The following is a 19093-nucleotide window of genomic DNA, read 5'->3' on the forward strand; positions in this document are numbered from 1 at the left end:
CTCAATGCATCAACCCGACGAACATCGTCCGGTGCAGGGTCTCCACGTGGCGGCGTGCGATGTCGGCCGCCCGGGCCGCGTCACCCGCGCGGAGCGCCGCCACCAGGGCCCGGTGCTCGTCGTTGGACTCGCGCAGGGCGGCGAGGGGGTAGGGGAGGTAGTACGCGTAGAGCCGGCGCAGCACGGTCCCGTAGGTCTGCACGCTCGCGTCGAGGCCGGTGGCGTGGGCCACGGCGAGGTGGAACCGCTCGTCACAGGAGTGGAACTCCGCCCAGCTCTCCGCCCGGTCCATGGCCGCGACCAGCAGGTCGAGCTCGTCGAGGGCGGCGGGGGACGCGGCGCCGGTCGCGAGATGGGCGATCCCGCACTCCAGGACGACCCGCTCGTCGATCAGGCGGTGCACCTCCGCGGTCTGCCCGTGGTACGCCTCGGCCGCGTCTACGACCCCGCGGGTCGGCTGCTCGGCGACGAGGGTGCCGCCGTTGCGGCCGCGCCTGCGCTCCAGGACGCCGTCCGTGCACAGGGTGCTCAGCGCCCGGCGCACGGTGATCTCCCCGACGCCGAGCGCCTCGGCTATGGCGTCGGTCTGGGGCAGCCGCTCGCCGGGGGAGAGCAGCCCGAGGTCGACCGCCATGGCGATCCGGGCGCGCACCGTGTCCAGCGCGGTGAGCCGGCGGATCCCGTTCAGCTTGGGCGAGTTGAGGGCGAGGACGGTCCCCTCGGGGTGCGCGGGTGCGGATCCGTTCGGGGTGCCGGTCATGCCCTCAATGTAGCGGCCAGTAAAACTGCTCATAATGAGACCATTGTATAAGGACTCATATTGAGTTAATTTCCTGGCCATGTCCCGACCCCTCCCCGTCGCCCTGGTCCAGGCCCCTCCCCGCCTGGCCACGGACCCGCTGTCCGGCTTCGCCGAAGACGTCGGGGAAGTGCTGGCGCGCTTCCCGCAGACCCGCCTCGTCGCCTACCCGGAGCTGCATCTGTGCGGCACCGACGGCCCGCCCGCAGAGTCGGAGAGCCGGCTGCAGGACGCGGCGGAGCCGCTCGACGGCCCCCGCGTGCGACAGCTCGCCGAACTCGCGGGCGACCTGGGTGTATGGCTGTTCCCGGGCACCGTCTGCGAGCGCGGTCCGGCCGGCGAGCTCTTCAACACCGCCCTCGCCTTCTCCCCGCAGGGGCGGCTCGCCGCCCACTACCGCAAGGTCTTCCCGTGGCGGCCCTTCGAGCCGTACGCCCCCGGCGACCGCTTCGTCGTCCTGGACCTCCCGGACACCGGCCGCGTCGGCTTCGCCATCTGCTACGACGCCTGGTTCCCGGAGGTGGCCAGGCACCTGGCCTGGATGGGCGCCGAGGTCATCGTCAACCCGGTCATGACCACCTCCGCGGACCGCGCCCAGGAACTCGTCCTCGCCCGGGCCAACGCCATCGTCAACCAGGTCTACGTGGTCAGCGTGAACACCGCGGGCCCCCTCGGCACCGGACGCAGCCTGGTGGTCGACCCCGAGGGACGCGTCCGCGTCCAGGCCGCCGACTCCGCGCCCACCGTGCTGACCGACGTCCTCGACCTGGACGACGTGACCCGCGTACGGACCTTCGGCACCGCCGGCCTGAACCGCATGTGGAACCAGTTCACCGAGGCCGACGCCCCCATCGACCTCCCGCTCTACGACGGCCGCCTGGACCCCCGCCGCTGGCGGATCGCCGACAACTGAGCCACTGCCTGTTCCCCCTCTCTCCCCGTCCCCTCGGCACAAGGAACGCCATGTCCGCTCCCGCTCCCGCCTCTCCGCCTACCCTCACCCGCAGCCTGACCCTCAGATCCGTCGTGCTCTTCGGGCTCGCCTACATGGCCCCGATCATCGTCCTGGGCACCTACGGCGTCGTCGCCGACAGCACCCACGGCTCCGTCCCGACGGCCTACCTGCTGGCCCTCGGCGCCATGCTCTTCACCGCGCACAGCTACGGGAAGATGGCCGCGGCCCACCCCGTCGCCGGGTCCGCCTACACCTACGTGCGGCGCTCCATAGACTCCCGGATCGGCTTCCTCGTCGGCTGGGCCACCCTGCTGGACTACTTCTTCCTGCCCATGGTCATCTGGCTCATCGGCGGGGCCTATCTCCAGGCCGAGTACCCCTCGGTGCCGTTCTGGGTGTGGATCATCGCGTTCATCGCCGTCACCACCGCGCTCAACATCCGGGGCATCAAGACCGCGGAGCGGGTGAACGACCTGCTGATGGTCTTCCAGGTGCTGGTCGTCGTGATCTTCGCGCTGCTGTGTCTGCGGCACGTCTTCCAGCACCAGGGAGCGTCGGGACTCGTCAGCGCCACGCCGTTCACGAACCACGCGACCAGCCTCGCGGGCATCTCCGCGGGCGCCGCCATCGCCGCCTACTCCTTCCTCGGGTTCGACGCCGTCACCACGCTGACCGAGGAGACCGTCGAACCGCAGCGCACCATCCCCCGCGCCATCATGCTGACCGCGCTGCTCGGCGGCGGCATCTTCGTCGTCGTCGCCTACGCCACCCAGCTGGCACACCCCGGGTACGCGTTCACCGACTCCAGCTCCGCCGCGTTCGAGATCGCCAAGGCGATCGGCGGCGACGTGTTCTCCTCCGTGTTCCTGGCCGGCCTGATCGTCGCCCAGTTCGCCTCCGGGATCGCGGCGCAGGCCAGCACGGCACGGCTGCTCTACGCGATGGGCCGCGACTCGGTACTGCCCAAGAAGGTCTTCGGCAGCATCCACCCCAAGTACCACACCCCCGCCCTGAACATCCTCCTCGCCGGCGCGGTCGGCCTGATCGCGCTGCGCCTGAACGTCGCCACGTCCACGTCCTTCATCAACTTCGGCGCCTTCACCGCCTTCACCTTCGTCAACCTCTCCGTCATCGCGACCTACGTCCGGGAGCGCCGCGCGGGCCGCCGTCCCGCCGTGTGGTCGTACGTCCTGCTCCCGGCGATCGGTGCCGTCGTCGACGTGTGGCTGCTGTGCCACCTCGACGACAAGGCCCGCACCCTCGGTCTGATCTGGCTGGCCATCGGCGTCTGCTACCTCGCCTACCTGACCAGGGGCTTCCGCAAGGCCCCGCCGGAGATGACCTTCGACGAGGAACCGGCCCCGGCGACCGATCCGCAGCCGGCCCACTGATCCCGGCCGCGAGCCCCCGCGGCGAACGCACCGGGCGCTGCCGACCGGGTCCCTCCCGGCCGGCGGCGCCTGCGTTTCCCGCGGTGTCCGAACAGGCACGGGGCACGGAATCGACGGGAACCCTCACGCGTTGAGGAGGGTGGGCATCGGACGCCGGTGGTGTGCGAGCCGGGTAGCCCGAATGACCAGGCCGACGAGTATTGGAGGGGCCGCGATGACTGTGCAGGCGCAGAGGGCCGTGCTGGCTGGCGGATGTTTCTGGGGGATGCAGGACCTGATCCGCAGGCAGCCGGGCGTGACGGCGACCCGGGTGGGATACACCGGGGGTGACGTGGAGAACGCGACGTACCGCAACCACGGCACGCACGCGGAGGCCATCGAGATCCTCTTCGACCCCACGAAGACCGACTACCGGGCACTCCTGGAGTTCTTCTTCCAGATCCACGACCCGAGCACCAGGAACCGCCAGGGCAACGACATCGGCCTCAGCTACCGCTCGGCGATCTACTACGTGGACGACGAGCAGAAGCGGACAGCCGAGGACACGATCGCGGACGTGGACGCCTCCGGCCTGTGGCCGGACAAGGTGGTCACCGAGGTGGAGCCGGTCGGCCCCTTCTGGGAGGCCGAGCCCGAGCACCAGGACTACCTGGAGCGCTACCCGGACGGCTACACCTGCCACTTCCCCCGCCCCGGCTGGAAGCTGCCCGCCCGCGCGCAGGGCTGACCAGGACGGCCTACGGCGGGCCGACCGAGACCGACCGGCCGACCGGCCGGGGCACCGCGGGTGCCGCAGGCCGGTCGGACCGGCGGGGAGCCGGTCCGTGTCCCGGTCGCGGAGGCGGTCTCGTTGGGTGTGCTGCCGTCATCGAGGTGTCTGCCTCGGCCTGGTGTGCCCGTTCCCCAGGTGTCAGGGCTTCAGGACTTGCGGACGGGAGCCGGGCCCACCCAGCGGTGATAGGTGTCCACGTCCACGTTGCTGCCGCACACGACGGTGACCACGTGCCGGCCTGCGAAGCGGTCGCGGTCCTCGAGGATCGCCGCGATGCCGAGCGCCGCCGACGGCTCCACGACGAGGCCGGCGTGGTCGAGGAGCATCCGCATCCCGGCGACGATCGACGCCTCCCGGACCAGGACGACATCGTCGGCGACCAGGAGAAGGTCGTCCAGGACGGCCGGAATGGGATGCCGGCCGGCGACGCCGTCGGCGATGGTGTCGGCCGAGTCGGTGGTGACGACGCGCCGCCGACGCCACGAGTACGTCATCGCCGGTGCGCCCAGCGGCTGGACGCAGATCACCTCGACCTCGGGTGCCAGCGCCTTCATCACATGACCCACGCCGGTGGCCAGTGCCCCGCCACCGAGAGCGATCAGGACGGTGTCGAACGACGGCGCGGTGTCCACCAGCTCCAGGCCGATGGTCGCCGCGCCCTCGCAGGTCTCGATGTCCAGGCTGTCCTCGACCAGCCGGATGCCGTCGTCCCGTGCGAGGGCCGCCGCCCGCTCGCGAGCCATCTCGTGGTCGCCGTCCACCAGCTCCAGCCTGGCGCCCAACGCGCGGATCCGATCGAGCTTGGCCGCAGTCGCGAAGCGGGAGGCCACGACGGTCACGTCGAGCCCCCGGCCGCGACCGGACCAGGCGAGGGCCTGGCCGAGGTTGCCCGAGCTCGCGCACACCACGGCCGGCGACCCATGCCCGGCGAGCAGGCTCGCGACCACCTCGGTGCCGCGGGCCTTGAAGCTGCGGACCGGGTTCGCCGTTTCGAGCTTGATGCTCACCGCACACCCGAGGCCGGGTTCCAGGGCCTCGCAGCGGTACAGCGGAGTGTCGCGGAAAACCGGGTCGATCACCCGGCGAGCCGCCCGGATACGAGCAGTGTCGAGGCGCGTCCCCTGCATGGCACAGCAGCGTAGCGCCGCCGGCACCGCCCCTGGCGAGGAAAGCCGTGGTCGCGGCCGCGGCCGGCTGCGACCGTGGAGGCCCGCGGTCATGCGGGCGACAGAGGCTGCTCCGTCCAGACGGTCTTGCCGTCGTGGGCGTAGCGCGTGCCCCACCGCTCCGTGAGCTGCGCGACCAGGAAGAGCCCACGGCCGCCCTCGTCCGTGCTGAGGGCCCGCCGGAGGTGGGGGGACGTGTGGCTGGTGTCGGACACCTCGCAGATCAGGCAGTGCGTACGGATGAGGCGCAGGGTGGCGGGGCCGGTCGCGTACCGGTAGGCGTTGGTGACGAGCTCGCTGGCGACCAGCTCGGTGGTGAAGGCCAGTTCGGACAGCCCCCATTCGGTCAACTTCGCCGTGGTCAGCTCCCTGGCACGGGCAGCGGCGGTGGCTTCCAGGGGCAGCTGCCAGGAGGCGACGTTCTGCGGCCGTAGCACCCGGGTACGGGCGATGAGCAGCGCGATGTCGTCGATGGGGCGGTGGTCCTTGGGCAGCAGCGCTTCGACCACGGTGTTGCAGGTGTGCTCCAGGGGGTCGGTGACGTAGGCCAGACAGGTGTGCAGGTCCCTCAGCGCGGCGTCGATGTCGCCGTTGCGCGCCTCCAGCAGACCGTTGGTGTAGAGCGTGAGCAGGCTGCCCTCGGGGAGGTCGAGATCGAACGTCTCGAACGGCAGCCCGCCCAGGCCCAGCGGCGGGCCCGCGGGCAGGTCGAGCACGGTCACCTCGCCGTCCGGGGTGGACACCAACGGCGCCGGGTGGCCGGCGCGGGCCAGGGAGCAGTGCTGGGAGACCGGGTCGTAGACCGCGTAGAGGCAGGTGGCCCCGAGCACCTGCTCGATCGCCGAGTGGTTGCCTTCGGCGTTCGCCTCCAGCTCGGTGGCCAGCAGGCTGACCAGATCGTCCAGCCGCGCCACCACCTCGTCCGGTTCCAGGTCGAGGCTGGCCAGGGTGCGCGCGGAGGCCCGCAGACGGCCCATCGAGGCCGCGGCGTGGATCCCGTGGCCGACCACGTCTCCCACCACGAGGGCGACCCGGGCCCCTGACAACGGGATCACGTCGAACCAGTCGCCGCCGATGCCCGGTTCACCGCTGGCGGGAAGGTACCGGCAGGCCACCTCCACGGCCGGCAGGTCGGACGCCACGCTCGGCAGCAGACTGCGCTGAAGAGTCAGAGCGGCGTTCTGCTGCTGGGTGAAGCGGCGCGCGTTGTCGATCGAGACGGCCGCCCGCGAGGAGAGCTCCTGGGCCACCGCGGCATCGCCGTCCTCGAAGGGCTCCGAATTGCGCGACCGCCACAGGCTCACCACGCCCAGCACGAGCCCGCGCGCGACCAGGGGCACCGCGATCAGCGAATGAACGCCGAGACCCGTGGCGATCTCGATCCGCCGCCGGTCCATGGCGTACCACTCGGGGCGCAGGGACAGCAGCGCTTCGAGGATCGGACGACGCTCGGCCAGGCACCGCGCCTGCGGGGATTCCGGAAGCAGCGGGACCACATCGCCCTCCTGGAACGGGACCCGCCGCTCCGGTGGCGCGAGGGCGGCCCGGAGCAGCGGACCTGCCGTACCGGAAACCGGCTCGTCACCGAGCATCACCGGTTCGAGGAGGTCCACCGAGCAGTAGTCGGCGAGGCCCTGAACGGCCACCCCGGCCAGTTCCCGGGCGGTCTGCGTCACGTCCAGCGAGGTTCCGATCAGGGCGCTCGCCTCGTTCAGCAGGGCGAGCCTGCGCTGCGCCCGGTGCCGGTCGGTCACGTCCTCGATCGTCTCCGCCACGCCGAGAACCCGGCCCGAGGGGTCTTCCATCCGGAACGCCGAGACGGACACGATCCGTTCCCGGCCCGGATCGTGGCGCGACCGGGCGGACTGCTCGGTGAAGATCAGCGGCTCGCCGGTCTCCAGCACGTGCCGTACCCGCTCATCGGCCGGGCCGGCGTCCTCGTCGACCATGAATTCGCGGGGGCGACGGCCCACCGGTGCCTCGGCCGGGACACCGCTCGCCTTCTCGACCGCCCGGTTGACCCGGATCACCGCCCGGTCCGGGCCGTACGTGACGAGACCGATCGGGGAGCGGCGGTACAGGCCGTCCAGCAGCGCACGGTCCCGCTGCCAGGCGATGACCTCCGAGGCCGGAGCACCGACCAGGAACCACTCCCGACCGCCCCCCTCCCGGGCGATCGCACGGGCCCGGAAACCCATCTCCACACGGTGTCCGTCACGGTGCCGGACAGGCAGGACACCGAACCAGCCCCCCGCCTTCACGGCGGCCACGACGACGGACCGCACGACGGGCAGGTCACCGGCGTCCACCAGGAGGTCCTGCCACGCCCGGCCGAGCACCTTCCCGGCCGGATAGCCCAACAACTCCTGCGCACGTGCGCTCCAGCCGACCACGGTGCCGCGATCGTCGAGCACAGCCGAGGCCGCACGCCCGAGGGCGAACGGATCCTCGGGACTCTCGCTGAAATGCGTCGACGGCGTCCCCATAGCCACCACCTTGCTTGCCTCCGTGCCTTCCAGGTTCCACCCCGCGCTCTCCGACCGCGACTCTCCCGTTCCCCCGGCCCGGAGCCTCGGCGCGCCGGCGTCCGGGTCAGGCCGGCTGCGGGGTCGGCGGCAGCAGTGCCCGCAGCGGGCCGGTGTCGGGGCGGTCGGCCAGAGCGGCCGTCACCGCGGCGTGCAGCGCGGCCTCCGTGCCCGCCTCGCCGTCGAGGTCGGAGGCGGAACCGGGCAGCCGTACCGCCGCCGGCCGTGACCAGGAGAACTCCCAGTGCAGCAGCGACCGCGCGCTGAACTCGGCCAGCACCATGCTCTGCAGCGCGTCCCGCAGCACCGGCCGGACGGCCTCCCGGAACTCCCGGTCCCGCCCGGCCGTCGCCCGGTCCGGCAGCGGCAGCCGCCGGGCCAGCTGCCACAGCCGGCCCTCGTCGATCACCGTGAGCAGCGCGGGCAGTGTCGGCCGGCCCTCCGTGTAGCAGGCGAGCGCCCGGTGCAACGGGGTGTCGAGCGAGGCCAGCCCCACGGCCATCGACGAGATCAGCAGCTGCCCCCACTCCGCGGCGCGCTCGTACTGCCCTACCTCGTCGGTCAGTACCGCGTCCTCCAGCGCGGCCAGCGTCCGGGCCGGGTCGGCGAGCAGCGCGAGGGCCGGTCCGCCGTCCTCCGCGCCGCGCCCGTCGGCGGGCAGCGCCTCGATCCGCCGCACCCGGTCGGCGATCGGCGGATGCGAGTCGTACGGCGATCTCGGCTCCGCGGGCAGCTCCTCCCGCAGCCCCGCCAGCTCCGTCTCGCGTGCCGTGAGCATCCGGCCGAAGCCGCCGAAGAACTGCCCGCGCGGCGGCAGTTGCCGGGCGGGCAGGCCGAGCGTCGCGTACGAGTCGAGGTAGAAGTCGTGGGCGGCGGACAGGACGGGGATCTCGCGGAGCGCCGACGCCGTCGCGTCCCGGCCGGCGATCCGCGCGGCGGCCAGGTCGGCGGCGTACTCCTGCGCGCGGGCCGTCGACAGCGTGGCCCGCATGTAGAGCTTCGCGTACGCCGTGTAGACCGCCGCCATCAGCCGGTACGTGATCCCGGCCCCGGCGGTGTCGATCTCCTTGACCCGCTTGCCCTTCGCGGTCCGCTTGGCGGCGGCCTTCTCCTGCCGGGCACGCTCGGCCGCCTCCTTGCTGTCGGCCCGCGCGTGGAAGTGCCCGACCGTCCGCCCGATCTGCACCCGGCCGCGCACGACGAGCGCCGACAGCCGGGTGTCACCGCCGGTGAAGTGGCCGTACTCATGGGCGAGTACGGCCTTCAGCCCGGCCTCGGTCAGCCCGGTCAGCAGCGGCACGCCCAGGTAGAGGCGGCGGGGTCCGGGACGGAGGCCGAGCAGCCGGGGTTCCTCGCTGACCGCCGCGTTGACGTCACCGGTGAGCACGACCGCGTCCGGCGCGCGCGTGCCCGTGGCCGCCGCGAGCTCCCGCACCAGCGCCCACAGCCGGGGCTCGTCGGCCTCCGTGACCGGGAGACCGGGCGGGTCCTCACCCCTGGGCGTCCGGAGCATGGACATGCCCCTCACGACCGGGATCGCCAGCAGCAGGGAGACGATCACGATCTTCCCGGCGAAGGCGTCGGGCGCCCACGTCACCGCCGCCACGTCGACGACGGCCGCCACCGCCAGCAGGACGAGGCTCAGCAGATAGAAACCACAGAGCAGAACAAGGGCGCGCAGCGCCCGCAGAGTTGCGCCCATCGGGCAGATCCCCCCACTTACGGAAAACGAACGGGACTCAAGCGCCCCGTAGGGGCGCGGGGCTGCATCCCATATGCGGCTACCGCCGCGTGGGCGCGATCAGCCCCCACTCACCCGCAGCCGACACACGACGTGTCTTTTTGTCGGCCCCCTCAGCTGTGCAGCGTCGCCGGGCTCCCGCCGTTCGCCTCGTAACCCGCCACCGCCAGCGCACGGTAGAGGGCGAACTCGGCGGCCGGGTCCGCGGACAGCGTCCACGGCAGAGCCCCCACATGCCCGTCCACGCGTATCAGCTCGCCCATGGCCTCCGCCCAGCGCTCCGAGCGCACCAGGAAGAAGACCAGCAGATGACGGACGTGCGCGAGCATCGGATCGTCCTGGCGGGCCGAGTGCACCGCGTGCAGCGCGCCGTGGACGGCCTTGGTGACGACCTCGCTCTGGTAGAAGCTCGCCACCAGATTCACCTCGGGCAGGTGCTCGAAGACCGCGAACAACGGCATCGCGGCCAGCAGCGAGCCCTGCGGGGCGCGGGCGGCGGCGGCCTCGGCGAAGGAGTACGCCAGCTCGCGCGAGCCGTGCCACTTCTCGCACCAGTAGTGCAGCGCCGCCAGATGCGCCCCCATGTGCGCGGGCGCGCGATCCAGGATCTTCAGCCACAACTGCTCGAACTCGGACTGCGAGTAGTTCAGCCCGCGCGCCACCGACAGCTCGATGACGTACGGCACCGGGTCCCCGGGGGAGAGCAGCGCCGCCTGCCCGCAGGCGTCCCTGGCCTCCTCCATGATGATCCGGAAGTCGTCGGTGCCCGGCGTCGACGTCCGCCACGCCTGCTGGACCAGGAACTCCGCGTGTACGGCGGCACCGCCGGCGTCCTTGGGCTGCTCGGCCCGCCAGACCCGCAGCCACTGCCCGCCCGGCGTCTCACTTACCCCGCCCGGCCGCTGCTGGAGCTCCAGCGCCGCCGCGCCGGCGAAGGCCTGCACGCGCTGCCAGCGCAGCTCGCCCGCGATCTCCGTGCCCGCGAGCAGCTGTGCGGCCGCGTGGTAGTCCTGGGTGCGCTGCACGACGTCGAGGACGTCCAGCAGGTCCTGGTCGGGGCCCGGCATGCGGACGTCCAGGTCCTCCTCGCGCACGAAGCCGTAGTCCGCCGGGTCGGCGGCGTCCGGGTGGCCCGGGTGGACCCGCTCGATCATGCCGCGCCGCCGCCGCAGGACGGGGAGCAGCGCGAAGCTCAGCAGGAGCGCCGCCATCAGGGCCCAGAGAATCGCCATGCGTCAAGCGAACCAGACGGCGCCGACAATTGGCCAACCGGTGCCCTGACCTGTGGACAACCGCTGCCCCGGCCTGTGGACGACGCACGGGGGCCGTCGGAGCACTAGGCTCGTCAACCATGAGCGACAGGCACCACATCAGTCAGCACTTCGAGACGCTCGCCATCCACGCGGGCAACACGGCGGACCCCCTCACCGGTGCGGTCGTACCGCCGATCTACCAGGTCTCGACCTACAAGCAGGACGGCGTCGGCGGCCTGCGCGGCGGCTACGAGTACAGCCGTAGCGCCAACCCCACCAGGACCGCGCTGGAGGAGAACCTCGCCGCCCTGGAAGGCGGCCGGCGCGGCCTCGCGTTCGCGTCCGGGCTGGCGGCCGAGGACGCCCTGCTGCGCACGCTGCTCAGCCCCGGTGACCACGTGGTCATCCCGAACGACGCCTACGGCGGCACGTTCCGGCTGTTCGCGAAGGTCGTCTCCCGGTGGGGCGTGGAGTGGTCCGTCGCCGACACCAGCGACCCGTCCGCCGTGCGTGCCGCGATCACCCCGCAGACCAAGGCGGTCTGGGTGGAGACCCCCTCCAACCCGCTGCTCGGCATCACCGACATCGCCGCCGTCGCCCAGGTCGCCCACGACGCGGGCGCCCGGCTCGTCGTCGACAACACCTTCGCCACGCCCTACCTCCAGCAGCCGCTCTCGCTCGGCGCGGACGTCGTCGTGCACTCGCTGACGAAGTACATGGGCGGTCACTCGGACGTGGTCGGCGGCGCGCTGATCGTGTCGGACCAGACGCTCGGCGAGGAGCTGGCGTACCACCAGAACGCGATGGGCGCGGTCGCCGGGCCGTTCGACTCGTGGCTGGTGCTGCGCGGTACCAAGACGCTCGCGGTGCGCATGGACCGGCACAGCGAGAACGCCACCAGGGTCGCCGACATGCTGAGCCGGCACGCGCGCGTGACGCGGGTCCTGTACCCGGGCCTGCCCGAGCACCCGGGGCACGAGACCGCCGCCAAGCAGATGAAGGCGTTCGGCGGCATGGTGTCCTTCCAGGTCACGGGCGGCGAGGAAGCGGCCGTCGAGGTCTGCAACCGCGCGAAGGTGTTCACCCTCGGCGAGTCCCTGGGCGGCGTCGAGTCCCTGATCGAGCACCCGGGGCGGATGACGCACGCCTCGGCGGCCGGTTCCGCCCTGGAGGTGCCCGCCGACCTGGTGCGCCTGTCCGTGGGCATCGAGAACGTCGACGACCTGCTGGAAGACCTCCAGCAGGCGCTCGGCTGAGCGGTTCACCAGCCGACGATGGGCGGAGTCGTCGTGGACGGCGGCTCCGCCCACGGATGCACCGTCGCCGCCCAGACCGTGAACGCCACCGCCGCCGCGCCGAGCAGCAGCCACAGCAGGCGGCGGGCCCGGCGCCGGCGCCGCAGCATCCGGCCGCCCCGGCGCAGGACCTCGCCGTAGAGGTCGGGCGGTACCGGGGGCGGTGCCTGCTCCATGATCTGCCGGGCCGCGGCCTCGCGTTCGACGCGGTTCACGACGGTGCCACCTTCGCCACCGGCACCGCGGGCGCCGCCTTGCGCGGCGGATGCAGCAGGGTGGCCGTCGCCCGGTCGCAGAGGACGTGCACGCGCTCCGTCGGCAGGCCGAGCAGCGCCGCCGTCTGCTCCTCGGCGACCCCCTCGTACAGCCGCAGCACCAGGACCAGGCGTTCCCGGGGCGTGAGCACGGCGAGGGCGCTGCGGGGGTGCGGACGGGTGCGGCTGAGCGGGCCGCCGTACTGGTGCCACGCGGAGTTCGCGAAGCGCAGGGCGAGGTACTGACGGGCTCGGTCGTACGGATCCTCGCCTCGCAGCCGGTCCCAGCACGCGTACGTGTGCGCGAGCGCGAGGGTCAGCAGACGTCGCGCGCGGGGGTTGGCGTCCGGCGCCTCGGCGGTCAGCAGGGTGGCGGCATGCAGCAGCCGTCCTGCCGCGCCCGCGACGAACGCCTCGAACTCCCGGGCCCGGCGGGCGTCCTGCGACACCTGCCGATCGTGCACCGTGCCTCCCCGACTGCGGGACCCCGGACACGGGTACGACGGGGCCCGGTCTCATATGAGGCCAGGGGCGGGCCCACGGTCAAGAGCCGCGCGCCACGCGCGCGTGGCCGATGCGGACGATCAGGAGGCCTGCGAGGCGTCCGCGCCCGGCGGCACGGCCATCCGCGCGGACAGCGCGCTGTTGAAGCGGGTGAGCAGCGCGCAGAACGTCTCGCGCTCCTCCGGCTCCCAGTCCTGCGTCAACTCCGCCATCAACTGGCGCCGGGACGAACGCACTTCCTCCAGCCGCGACAGCCCGCGCGGGGACAGCTGGAGCACCACGGCCCGGCCGTCCTCGGGGTGCGAGGTGCGCTTGACGAGCCCGGTGTCGACGAGCGGAGCCACCTGCCGGGTGACCGTCGACGAGTCGATCCCCATGCTCGCGGCGAGCGCCTTGACCCCCATGGGGCCTTCCTTGTCGAGGCGGTTGAGCAGCAGATACGCGGCGCGGTCCATGGAGTTGCGCACCTGCCCGACGCCGCCTAGCCGGGTCTGTTCGGCACGGCGGGCGAACACCGCCACCTCGTGCTGCAGCGTGTCGAGAAGACCGCTGTCACCGACGGTCGTCATGTCCATCGACATTTCAGGTGTTGTGGGCATGGCCGGGGGCTCACTTCATGAAAGGAGTGCTGATGTGGGGGACAGAGTACGCGGACGGGGGGCGAGCCGTACCGGCGCTGCGCAAACCGGTCTCGGAGCTTGGTCACACCCGCGCCTTCGGCCTGTGAACTGCGAGACTTGAGTCATGAGCTACAGCACGGCTGACTCCTTGCGCCCCGTCACCCTCGACGACGTACGCGGCGCCCAGAAGATGCTCACGGGCGTGGCGCGGGTGACCGCGATGGAGAGCAGCAGGCATCTGTCCCAGCTGGTCGGCTCGCCGGTGCACCTCAAGTGCGAGAACCTCCAGCGGACCGGTTCCTTCAAGCTGCGCGGCGCCTACGTCCGGATCGCCGGGCTGCTGCCCGAGGAGCGCGCCGCCGGAGTCGTGGCCGCGAGCGCCGGGAACCACGCGCAGGGCGTGGCGCTGGCCTCGTCGCTGCTCGGTGTGCACGCGACGGTGTTCATGCCCAAGGGCGCCCCGCTGCCCAAGATCAGCGCCACCCGGGACTACGGCGCGGAGGTGCGGCTGCACGGTCAGGTGGTCGACGAGACCCTGGCCGCCGCCCAGGAGTACGCGGCCGAGACGGGTGCGGTGTTCATCCACCCCTTCGACCACCCGGACATCATCGCCGGTCAGGGCACGGTCGGGCTGGAGATCCTGGACCAGTGCCCCGAGGTCGGCACGATCGTCGTCGGTATCGGCGGCGGTGGTCTCGCGGCGGGGATCGCGGTCGCCGTGAAGGCGGTCAGGCCGGACGTGCGGATCGTCGGTGTCCAGGCGGAGGGCGCGGCCGCGTATCCGCCCTCGCTGGCGGCCGGGCGCCCGGTCCCGGTGGCGAACCCGGTGACGATGGCCGACGGCATCAAGGTCGGACGGCCGGGTGACGTGCCGTTCGCGATCGTCGAGGAACTGGTCGACGAGGTCCGCACGGTCAGCGAGGACCAGCTGTCCGCCGCACTGCTGCTGTGCCTGGAGCGGGCCAAGATGGTCGTGGAACCGGCCGGGGCCAGCCCGGTCGCGGCGCTGCTGGGCGAGCCCGGTGCCTTCCCCGGACCCGTCGTCGCCGTGCTGTCCGGCGGCAACGTCGACCCGGTGCTGCTGCAGCGGGTGCTGCGGCACGGCATGGCCGCGCAGGGCCGCTACCTGGCCGTACGGCTGCGGCTGACCGACCGCCCCGGCGCTCTCGCCACGCTCCTCGGGGTGCTGTCGGTGGCGGACGCCAACGTCCTCGACGTGGGCCACGTCAGGACCGACCCCCGGCTCGGGCTCACCGAGGCGGAGGTGGAGCTGCTCCTGGAGACCAAGGGCCCGGAGCACTGCGTCGAGGTCCAGCAGGCTCTGCGCGAGGCCGGTTACACGGTCATCGACTGAGGGGCGGCAGCGGCGGTCGTACCGCCGGCGGTGCCACCGGCTTCCGCTCGCGGCGGTGAACGTACAGGTCAGCCGCCATTCATTCACTCGTTCGGGAAAACCTGTGAAAACCTGTCGACGGACGCGATACATCGCGTTATGGTGTGTCGCGTGGTCACGGCTGCCCGCCCCCGCCCGCCGTCGCGCCGGCGGAAAACCATAGGCGGGCCGAGGGCCGCATATCTACCCTTCTTCGCAGAATCCCCGACGACGTGGAGACCCATATGCCAGGCGCCATCTATGCCGAAGGCCTGGTCAAGACCTTCGGTGACGTAAGGGCTTTGGACGGCGTCGACCTCGACGTCCCCGAAGGCACGGTCCTCGGACTGCTCGGGCCGAACGGCGCGGGCAAGACGACGGCCGTCCGCTGCCTGACGACCCTGCTCCGCCCCGACAGCGGCAGGGCCGTCGTCGCGGGCATAGACGTGCTCAAGCAACCGGACGCCGTACGCCGCTCCATCGGCCTGTCCGGACAGTTCGCGGCGGTCGACGAGTACCTCACCGGCCGCGAGAACCTGCAGATGGTCGGCCAGCTCTACCAGATGCGGGCCAAGCAGGCGAAGGCCCGCGCGGTCGAACTGCTGGAGCAGTTCAACCTCACCGACGCCGCCGACCGCACCACCAAGACCTACTCCGGCGGCATGCGCCGCCGCCTCGACCTCGCCGCCGCGCTCGTCGTCTCCCCGCCGGTCATGTTCATGGACGAGCCGACCACCGGCCTCGACCCCCGCAACCGCCAGCAGCTGTGGGAGGTCATCCAGCGACTGGTCTCCGGCGGCACGACCCTGCTGCTCACCACCCAGTACCTGGAGGAAGCGGACCACCTCGCCCACGACATAGCGGTCGTCGACCACGGCAAGGTCATCGCCCGGGGCACCTCCGACGAGCTCAAGGCCCGCACCGGCGGCGAGCGCGTCGAGGTCGTGGTGCACGAGCGCGAGCACATCCGGACCGCCGCCGAGGTGCTGGGCGGCTTCGGCAAGGGCGACACCACCGTCGAGGAGCACACCCGCAGGCTCACCGTGCCCGTCACCGGCGGCGCCAAGCTGCTCGCCGAGGTCATCCGCGAGCTGGACTCCCGGGGCATCGAGATCGACGACATCGCCCTGCGCCGCCCCACCCTCGACGACGTCTTCCTTTCCCTGACCGGACACGTGGCCGAGGAGAAACCCGAGGGCAATGGCGAGCAGGGACACAAGAAGAACACCCGCAAGGAGGCCGTGAAGTGAGTGCCGTCAGCGACACCGCGCGGGTCCCGGCCCCCGCCAACGCCGTGACCCAGTCGTTCCGCGACTCGATGGTGGTCGCGAAACGCAACCTGATCCGGATGTCCCGGATCCCCGAGATGATCATCTACGGGCTGATCCAGCCGATCATGTTCGTGGTGCTGTTCACCTACGTCTTCGGCGGTTCCATGCAGATCGGCGGCAGCACCAGCGCCACCGACTACAAGAACTTCCTGATGGCCGGCATCTTCGCGCAGACCGTCACCTTCGCGACGGCCAGCTCCGGAGCCGGCATCGCCGACGACATGCACAAGGGCCTCATCGACCGCTTCCGCTCCCTGCCCATGGCGCGCGGTGCGGTGCTGACCGGGCGTACGCTCGCCGACCTGGTGCAGACGGCACTGACCCTGGTGGTCCTCGCCGTGGTCGCCCTGATCGTCGGCTGGCGCGTCGGAACCGACGGCGACACCAACGCCGGCAAGGTCCTCGCCGCCTTCGCCCTGCTGCTCCTGCTCGGCTACGCGTTCACCTGGATCGGCGCCCTGATCGGCATGTCCGTCCGCACCCCCGAGGCGGCCACCTCCAGCGGACTGATCTGGCTGTTCCCGGTCACCTTCATCTCGAACGCGTTCGTGGACACCAGCCACATGACCCCGTGGCTGCGGCACATAGCCGAGTGGAACCCGTTCAGCGCCACCGTGCAGGCCGCCCGGGTGCTCTTCGGCAACCCCGGCCAGTCCCTGTCGGGCGCCTGGCCGATGCAGCACCCGGTGTGGGCGTCGCTGATCTACTCGGTCCTGATCATCGCGATATTCCGGACGCTGGCGGTCCGCAAGTACCGCTCCGCCACCGCCTGACGCACGGCACGGCAAAGCCCCCGGCGTCCCGCGGACGCCGGGGGCAGGTGTCTGCTCGCGTCAGCCCGAGTAGGGCTCGGCCTTGAGGATCTTCACCGAGGCCTTCTTGCCGTTCGGCAGCTCGTACTCCGCGTTCTCGCCCACCTTGTGGCCGATCACCCCGGTGCCCAGGGGCGACTGCGGGGAGTAGGTCTCGATGTCGGCGCTGGCGTACTCGCGGGAGGCGAGGAGGAAGGTCATGGTGTCGTCCTCGTCACCGTCGAAGGCGATGGTCACCACCATGCCGGGCGCGACGGCGCCGTCCGCGGACGCCGGGGCCTCGCCGACCTTGGCGGTCTCCAGAAGCTGGGTCAGCTGGCGCACACGAAGCTCCTGCTTGCCCTGCTCCTCCTTGGCCGCGTGGTACCCGCCGTTCTCGCGCAGGTCGCCCTCCTCGCGCGCGGCCGCGATCTTGGCGACGACCTCAGCGCGCGCGGGACCAGACAGGTACTCCAGCTCGGCCTTGAGCTGGTTGTACGCCTCCTGGGTCAGCCAGGTGACGTTCTCGCTGGTCTGGGTCACAGGTGCTCCTCGTCGGTACTGGGAATACAAAGCATCGCCCTACCCAGAAGCATGTTCCTTCATGGAAGGGCGAAACCACGAGCCTAACAATTCAACGGCGGAAGGGGGAGGACATAAGCCATCAGAATTACGTCAACGCAGGTCAGCGCCTACGTATTGTGGCTGACGTCAGTCGGCGTGGCAGCCGAGCAGCTCCGCCGTGGTGCCCCGCGCCGTCGTACGGAGCGTGACCACCCTGTCGATCTCGGTCGCGGAACCGGTGAAGTGGAAGTCCGCCCGGCCCACCTCGGAGCCGTCCGCCGCCTGGGAGCGCAGCGTGCAGTAGCCGGAGGCGCCGGAGTCCTTGTGGACCTCCAGATGCACCTCGACCGCGCTGGCCGAGGCGTCGAAGGTGACGACCTGGGCGCTGATCTTGTTCTGTACGACGTAGTGGTAGGCCCAGTAGCCGACCAGCACGAGCAGCAGCGCGCCGAGGACCGCACCGGCGATCTTGAGTTTGCGGTCGGCGCGCTCGTCCGAGGAGCTGCCGTAACGGCCCTCGGGCAGGCGCGTGCTCGCGGTACTCATGATCGTCCTCCGGCCCCCGGAATTATTCGCCCCCCGATTCGGTCACTATAGAAGCCGCCGATCGCCCCCGAGCTACCGGGGCGCCGACTTACCAAGGATTGAGTCTTGACTGACCAGCTGCGACTGATGGCCGTCCACGCCCACCCCGACGACGAGTCGAGCAAGGGCGCGGCCACCATGGCGAAGTACGTGTCCGAGGGGGTGGACGTGCTGGTCGTGACCTGCACGGGCGGGGAGCGCGGCTCCATCCTCAATCCCAAGCTGCAGGGCGACAAGTACATCGAGGAGCACATCCACGAGGTACGCAAGAAGGAGATGGACGAGGCCCGCGAGATCCTCGGCGTCAAGCAGGAGTGGCTCGGCTTCGTCGACTCCGGCCTGCCCGAGGGCGACCCGCTGCCGCCGCTGCCCGAGGGCTGCTTCGCCCTGGAGGACGTCGACAAGGCGGCCGGCGAGCTGGTGCGCAAGATCCGCGCGTTCCGCCCGCAGGTGATCACCACCTACGACGAGAACGGCGGCTACCCGCACCCCGACCACATCATGACCCACAAGATCTCGATGGTGGCCTTCGAGGGCGCGGCGGACGCCGAGAAGTACCCCGAGGCCGAGTTCGGGCCGGTCTTCCAGCCGCAGAAGCTCTACTACAACCAGGGCTTCAACCGCCCGCGCACCGAGGCGCTGCACAACGCCATGCTGGACCGCGGCCTGGAGTCGCCGTACGGGGACTGGCTGAAGCGGTGGAGCGAGTTCGAGCGCACCGAGCGCACCCTGACCACGCACATCCCGTGCGCGGACTTCTTCGAGATCCGTGACAAGGCGCTGATCGCGCACGCCACGCAGATCGACCCGGACGGCGGCTGGTTCAAGGTGCCCATGGACCTCCAGAAGGAGGTCTGGCCGACCGAGGAGTACGAGCTCGCGAAGTCCCTCGTCGATACCTCCCTCCCCGAGGACGATCTCTTTGCGGGCATCCGCGACAATGCCTGACATGAGCGCAAGCCTGGCACTGACGCACCTCGTCCCCCTCGCCAAGGAGGTCGACGAGAACAAGGTCACCCCCGGAGTCCTCGGCTTCATCGTCTTCGCGGTGATGGCCGTGGCGGTCTGGGGCCTGATGAAGTCCATGAACAAGCACATGCAGAAGGTCGACTTCAAGGAGCCCGCCCAGACCGGGGCGGACTCCAAGGCGCCGGCGGCCGAACCCAAGAGCTGAC

General features: G+C 71.3%; 19 protein-coding genes. 9 read left to right on the plus strand and 10 right to left on the minus strand.

What is annotated here, in order from left to right; all coding sequences use genetic code 11:
* Nucleotide 1: 1 nt before the first annotated feature.
* The gene (locus tag KVT45_RS25435; RefSeq protein WP_254647331.1) at nt 2-760 is read right to left on the minus strand and encodes a FadR/GntR family transcriptional regulator; all 759 of its coding nucleotides are present in this window, start codon (nt 758-760) and stop codon (nt 2-4) included.
* A gap of 79 nt (nt 761-839) precedes the next feature.
* Between KVT45_RS25435 and KVT45_RS25440 the strand changes: the two genes are divergently transcribed.
* The 3 genes from KVT45_RS25440 (at nt 840) to msrA (ending at nt 3872) form a co-directional block, all read left to right on the plus strand.
* Complete coding sequence (locus KVT45_RS25440) at nt 840-1712, plus strand: carbon-nitrogen hydrolase family protein (RefSeq protein WP_217551212.1); 873 nt, start codon at nt 840-842, stop codon at nt 1710-1712.
* Nucleotides 1713-1762: 50 nt separating this feature from the next.
* Nucleotides 1763-3145, plus strand: a complete 1383-nt coding sequence (locus tag KVT45_RS25445; RefSeq protein ID WP_217551214.1) for an APC family permease — start codon at nt 1763-1765, stop codon at nt 3143-3145.
* A gap of 214 nt (nt 3146-3359) precedes the next feature.
* Nucleotides 3360-3872 (plus strand): peptide-methionine (S)-S-oxide reductase MsrA, encoded by a 513-nt coding sequence (gene msrA / locus KVT45_RS25450; RefSeq protein WP_217551216.1) that lies wholly within the window; start codon nt 3360-3362, stop codon nt 3870-3872.
* Between the two features lie 191 nt (nt 3873-4063).
* Here the strand turns inward: msrA and KVT45_RS25455 are convergent, their stop codons facing one another.
* The 4 genes from KVT45_RS25455 to KVT45_RS25470 all read right to left on the minus strand — a co-directional run bounded on the left by KVT45_RS25455 (nt 4064) and on the right by KVT45_RS25470 (nt 10581).
* Complete coding sequence (locus KVT45_RS25455) at nt 4064-5044, minus strand: threonine/serine dehydratase (RefSeq protein ID WP_217551218.1); 981 nt, start codon at nt 5042-5044, stop codon at nt 4064-4066.
* 89 nt (nt 5045-5133) lie between these two features.
* Nucleotides 5134-7569 (minus strand): SpoIIE family protein phosphatase, encoded by a 2436-nt coding sequence (locus KVT45_RS25460; protein ID WP_217551220.1) that lies wholly within the window; start codon nt 7567-7569, stop codon nt 5134-5136.
* A gap of 106 nt (nt 7570-7675) precedes the next feature.
* A complete protein-coding gene (locus KVT45_RS25465; protein ID WP_217551222.1) occupies nt 7676-9310 on the minus strand; it encodes a M48 family metalloprotease in 1635 nt (544 codons plus the stop codon).
* 152 nt (nt 9311-9462) lie between these two features.
* The gene (locus KVT45_RS25470; protein WP_217551224.1) at nt 9463-10581 is read right to left on the minus strand and encodes a hypothetical protein; all 1119 of its coding nucleotides are present in this window, start codon (nt 10579-10581) and stop codon (nt 9463-9465) included.
* 119 nt (nt 10582-10700) lie between these two features.
* On the opposite strand from KVT45_RS25470, the gene KVT45_RS25475 reads away from it, so the two are divergent.
* Nucleotides 10701-11858: a cystathionine gamma-synthase gene (locus tag KVT45_RS25475; protein WP_217551225.1), complete on the plus strand. Its 1158-nt coding sequence runs from the start codon at nt 10701-10703 to the stop codon at nt 11856-11858.
* Between the two features lie 5 nt (nt 11859-11863).
* Here the strand turns inward: KVT45_RS25475 and KVT45_RS25480 are convergent, their stop codons facing one another.
* The 3 genes from KVT45_RS25480 to KVT45_RS25490 all read right to left on the minus strand — a co-directional run bounded on the left by KVT45_RS25480 (nt 11864) and on the right by KVT45_RS25490 (nt 13236).
* Nucleotides 11864-12112, minus strand: coding sequence for a hypothetical protein (locus tag KVT45_RS25480; protein WP_217551227.1), 249 nt, complete (start codon nt 12110-12112; stop codon nt 11864-11866).
* Nucleotides 12109-12615, minus strand: coding sequence for a sigma factor-like helix-turn-helix DNA-binding protein (locus KVT45_RS25485; protein WP_217551229.1), 507 nt, complete (start codon nt 12613-12615; stop codon nt 12109-12111). The genes KVT45_RS25480 and KVT45_RS25485 overlap by 4 nt, the downstream gene beginning before the upstream one ends.
* Before the next feature lie 120 nt (nt 12616-12735).
* Nucleotides 12736-13236, minus strand: coding sequence for a MarR family winged helix-turn-helix transcriptional regulator (locus KVT45_RS25490; RefSeq protein WP_217551231.1), 501 nt, complete (start codon nt 13234-13236; stop codon nt 12736-12738).
* 163 nt (nt 13237-13399) lie between these two features.
* Between KVT45_RS25490 and ilvA the strand changes: the two genes are divergently transcribed.
* The 3 genes from ilvA to KVT45_RS25505 all read left to right on the plus strand — a co-directional run bounded on the left by ilvA (nt 13400) and on the right by KVT45_RS25505 (nt 16751).
* Nucleotides 13400-14629: a threonine ammonia-lyase gene (gene ilvA / locus KVT45_RS25495; RefSeq protein WP_217551233.1), complete on the plus strand. Its 1230-nt coding sequence runs from the start codon at nt 13400-13402 to the stop codon at nt 14627-14629.
* A 263-nt stretch (nt 14630-14892) separates the two neighbouring features.
* Nucleotides 14893-15897 carry an ATP-binding cassette domain-containing protein gene (locus tag KVT45_RS25500; protein ID WP_217551235.1) on the plus strand — a complete coding sequence of 335 codons (1005 nt, stop codon included), beginning with the start codon at nt 14893-14895 and terminating at the stop codon, nt 15895-15897.
* Nucleotides 15894-16751: an ABC transporter permease gene (locus KVT45_RS25505; protein WP_217551237.1), complete on the plus strand. Its 858-nt coding sequence runs from the start codon at nt 15894-15896 to the stop codon at nt 16749-16751. The genes KVT45_RS25500 and KVT45_RS25505 overlap by 4 nt, the downstream gene beginning before the upstream one ends.
* 60 nt (nt 16752-16811) lie before the next feature.
* Here the strand turns inward: KVT45_RS25505 and greA are convergent, their stop codons facing one another.
* The gene (gene greA / locus KVT45_RS25510; RefSeq protein WP_089099139.1) at nt 16812-17312 is read right to left on the minus strand and encodes a transcription elongation factor GreA; all 501 of its coding nucleotides are present in this window, start codon (nt 17310-17312) and stop codon (nt 16812-16814) included.
* A gap of 168 nt (nt 17313-17480) precedes the next feature.
* Nucleotides 17481-17879, minus strand: coding sequence for a DUF4307 domain-containing protein (locus KVT45_RS25515; protein ID WP_217551239.1), 399 nt, complete (start codon nt 17877-17879; stop codon nt 17481-17483).
* A 105-nt stretch (nt 17880-17984) separates the two neighbouring features.
* On the opposite strand from KVT45_RS25515, the gene mca reads away from it, so the two are divergent.
* Nucleotides 17985-18866 carry a mycothiol conjugate amidase Mca gene (mca, locus tag KVT45_RS25520; protein ID WP_217551241.1) on the plus strand — a complete coding sequence of 294 codons (882 nt, stop codon included), beginning with the start codon at nt 17985-17987 and terminating at the stop codon, nt 18864-18866.
* Nucleotides 18859-19092, plus strand: coding sequence for a hypothetical protein (locus KVT45_RS25525; protein ID WP_217551243.1), 234 nt, complete (start codon nt 18859-18861; stop codon nt 19090-19092). Before mca ends, KVT45_RS25525 begins: the two co-directional genes overlap by 8 nt.
* Nucleotide 19093 lies beyond the last annotated feature (1 nt).

The organism is Streptomyces sp. GbtcB6 (assembly GCF_019091475.1).
In the GTDB taxonomy this organism is placed as follows: Bacteria; Actinomycetota; Actinomycetes; order Streptomycetales; family Streptomycetaceae; genus Streptomyces; species Streptomyces hyaluromycini.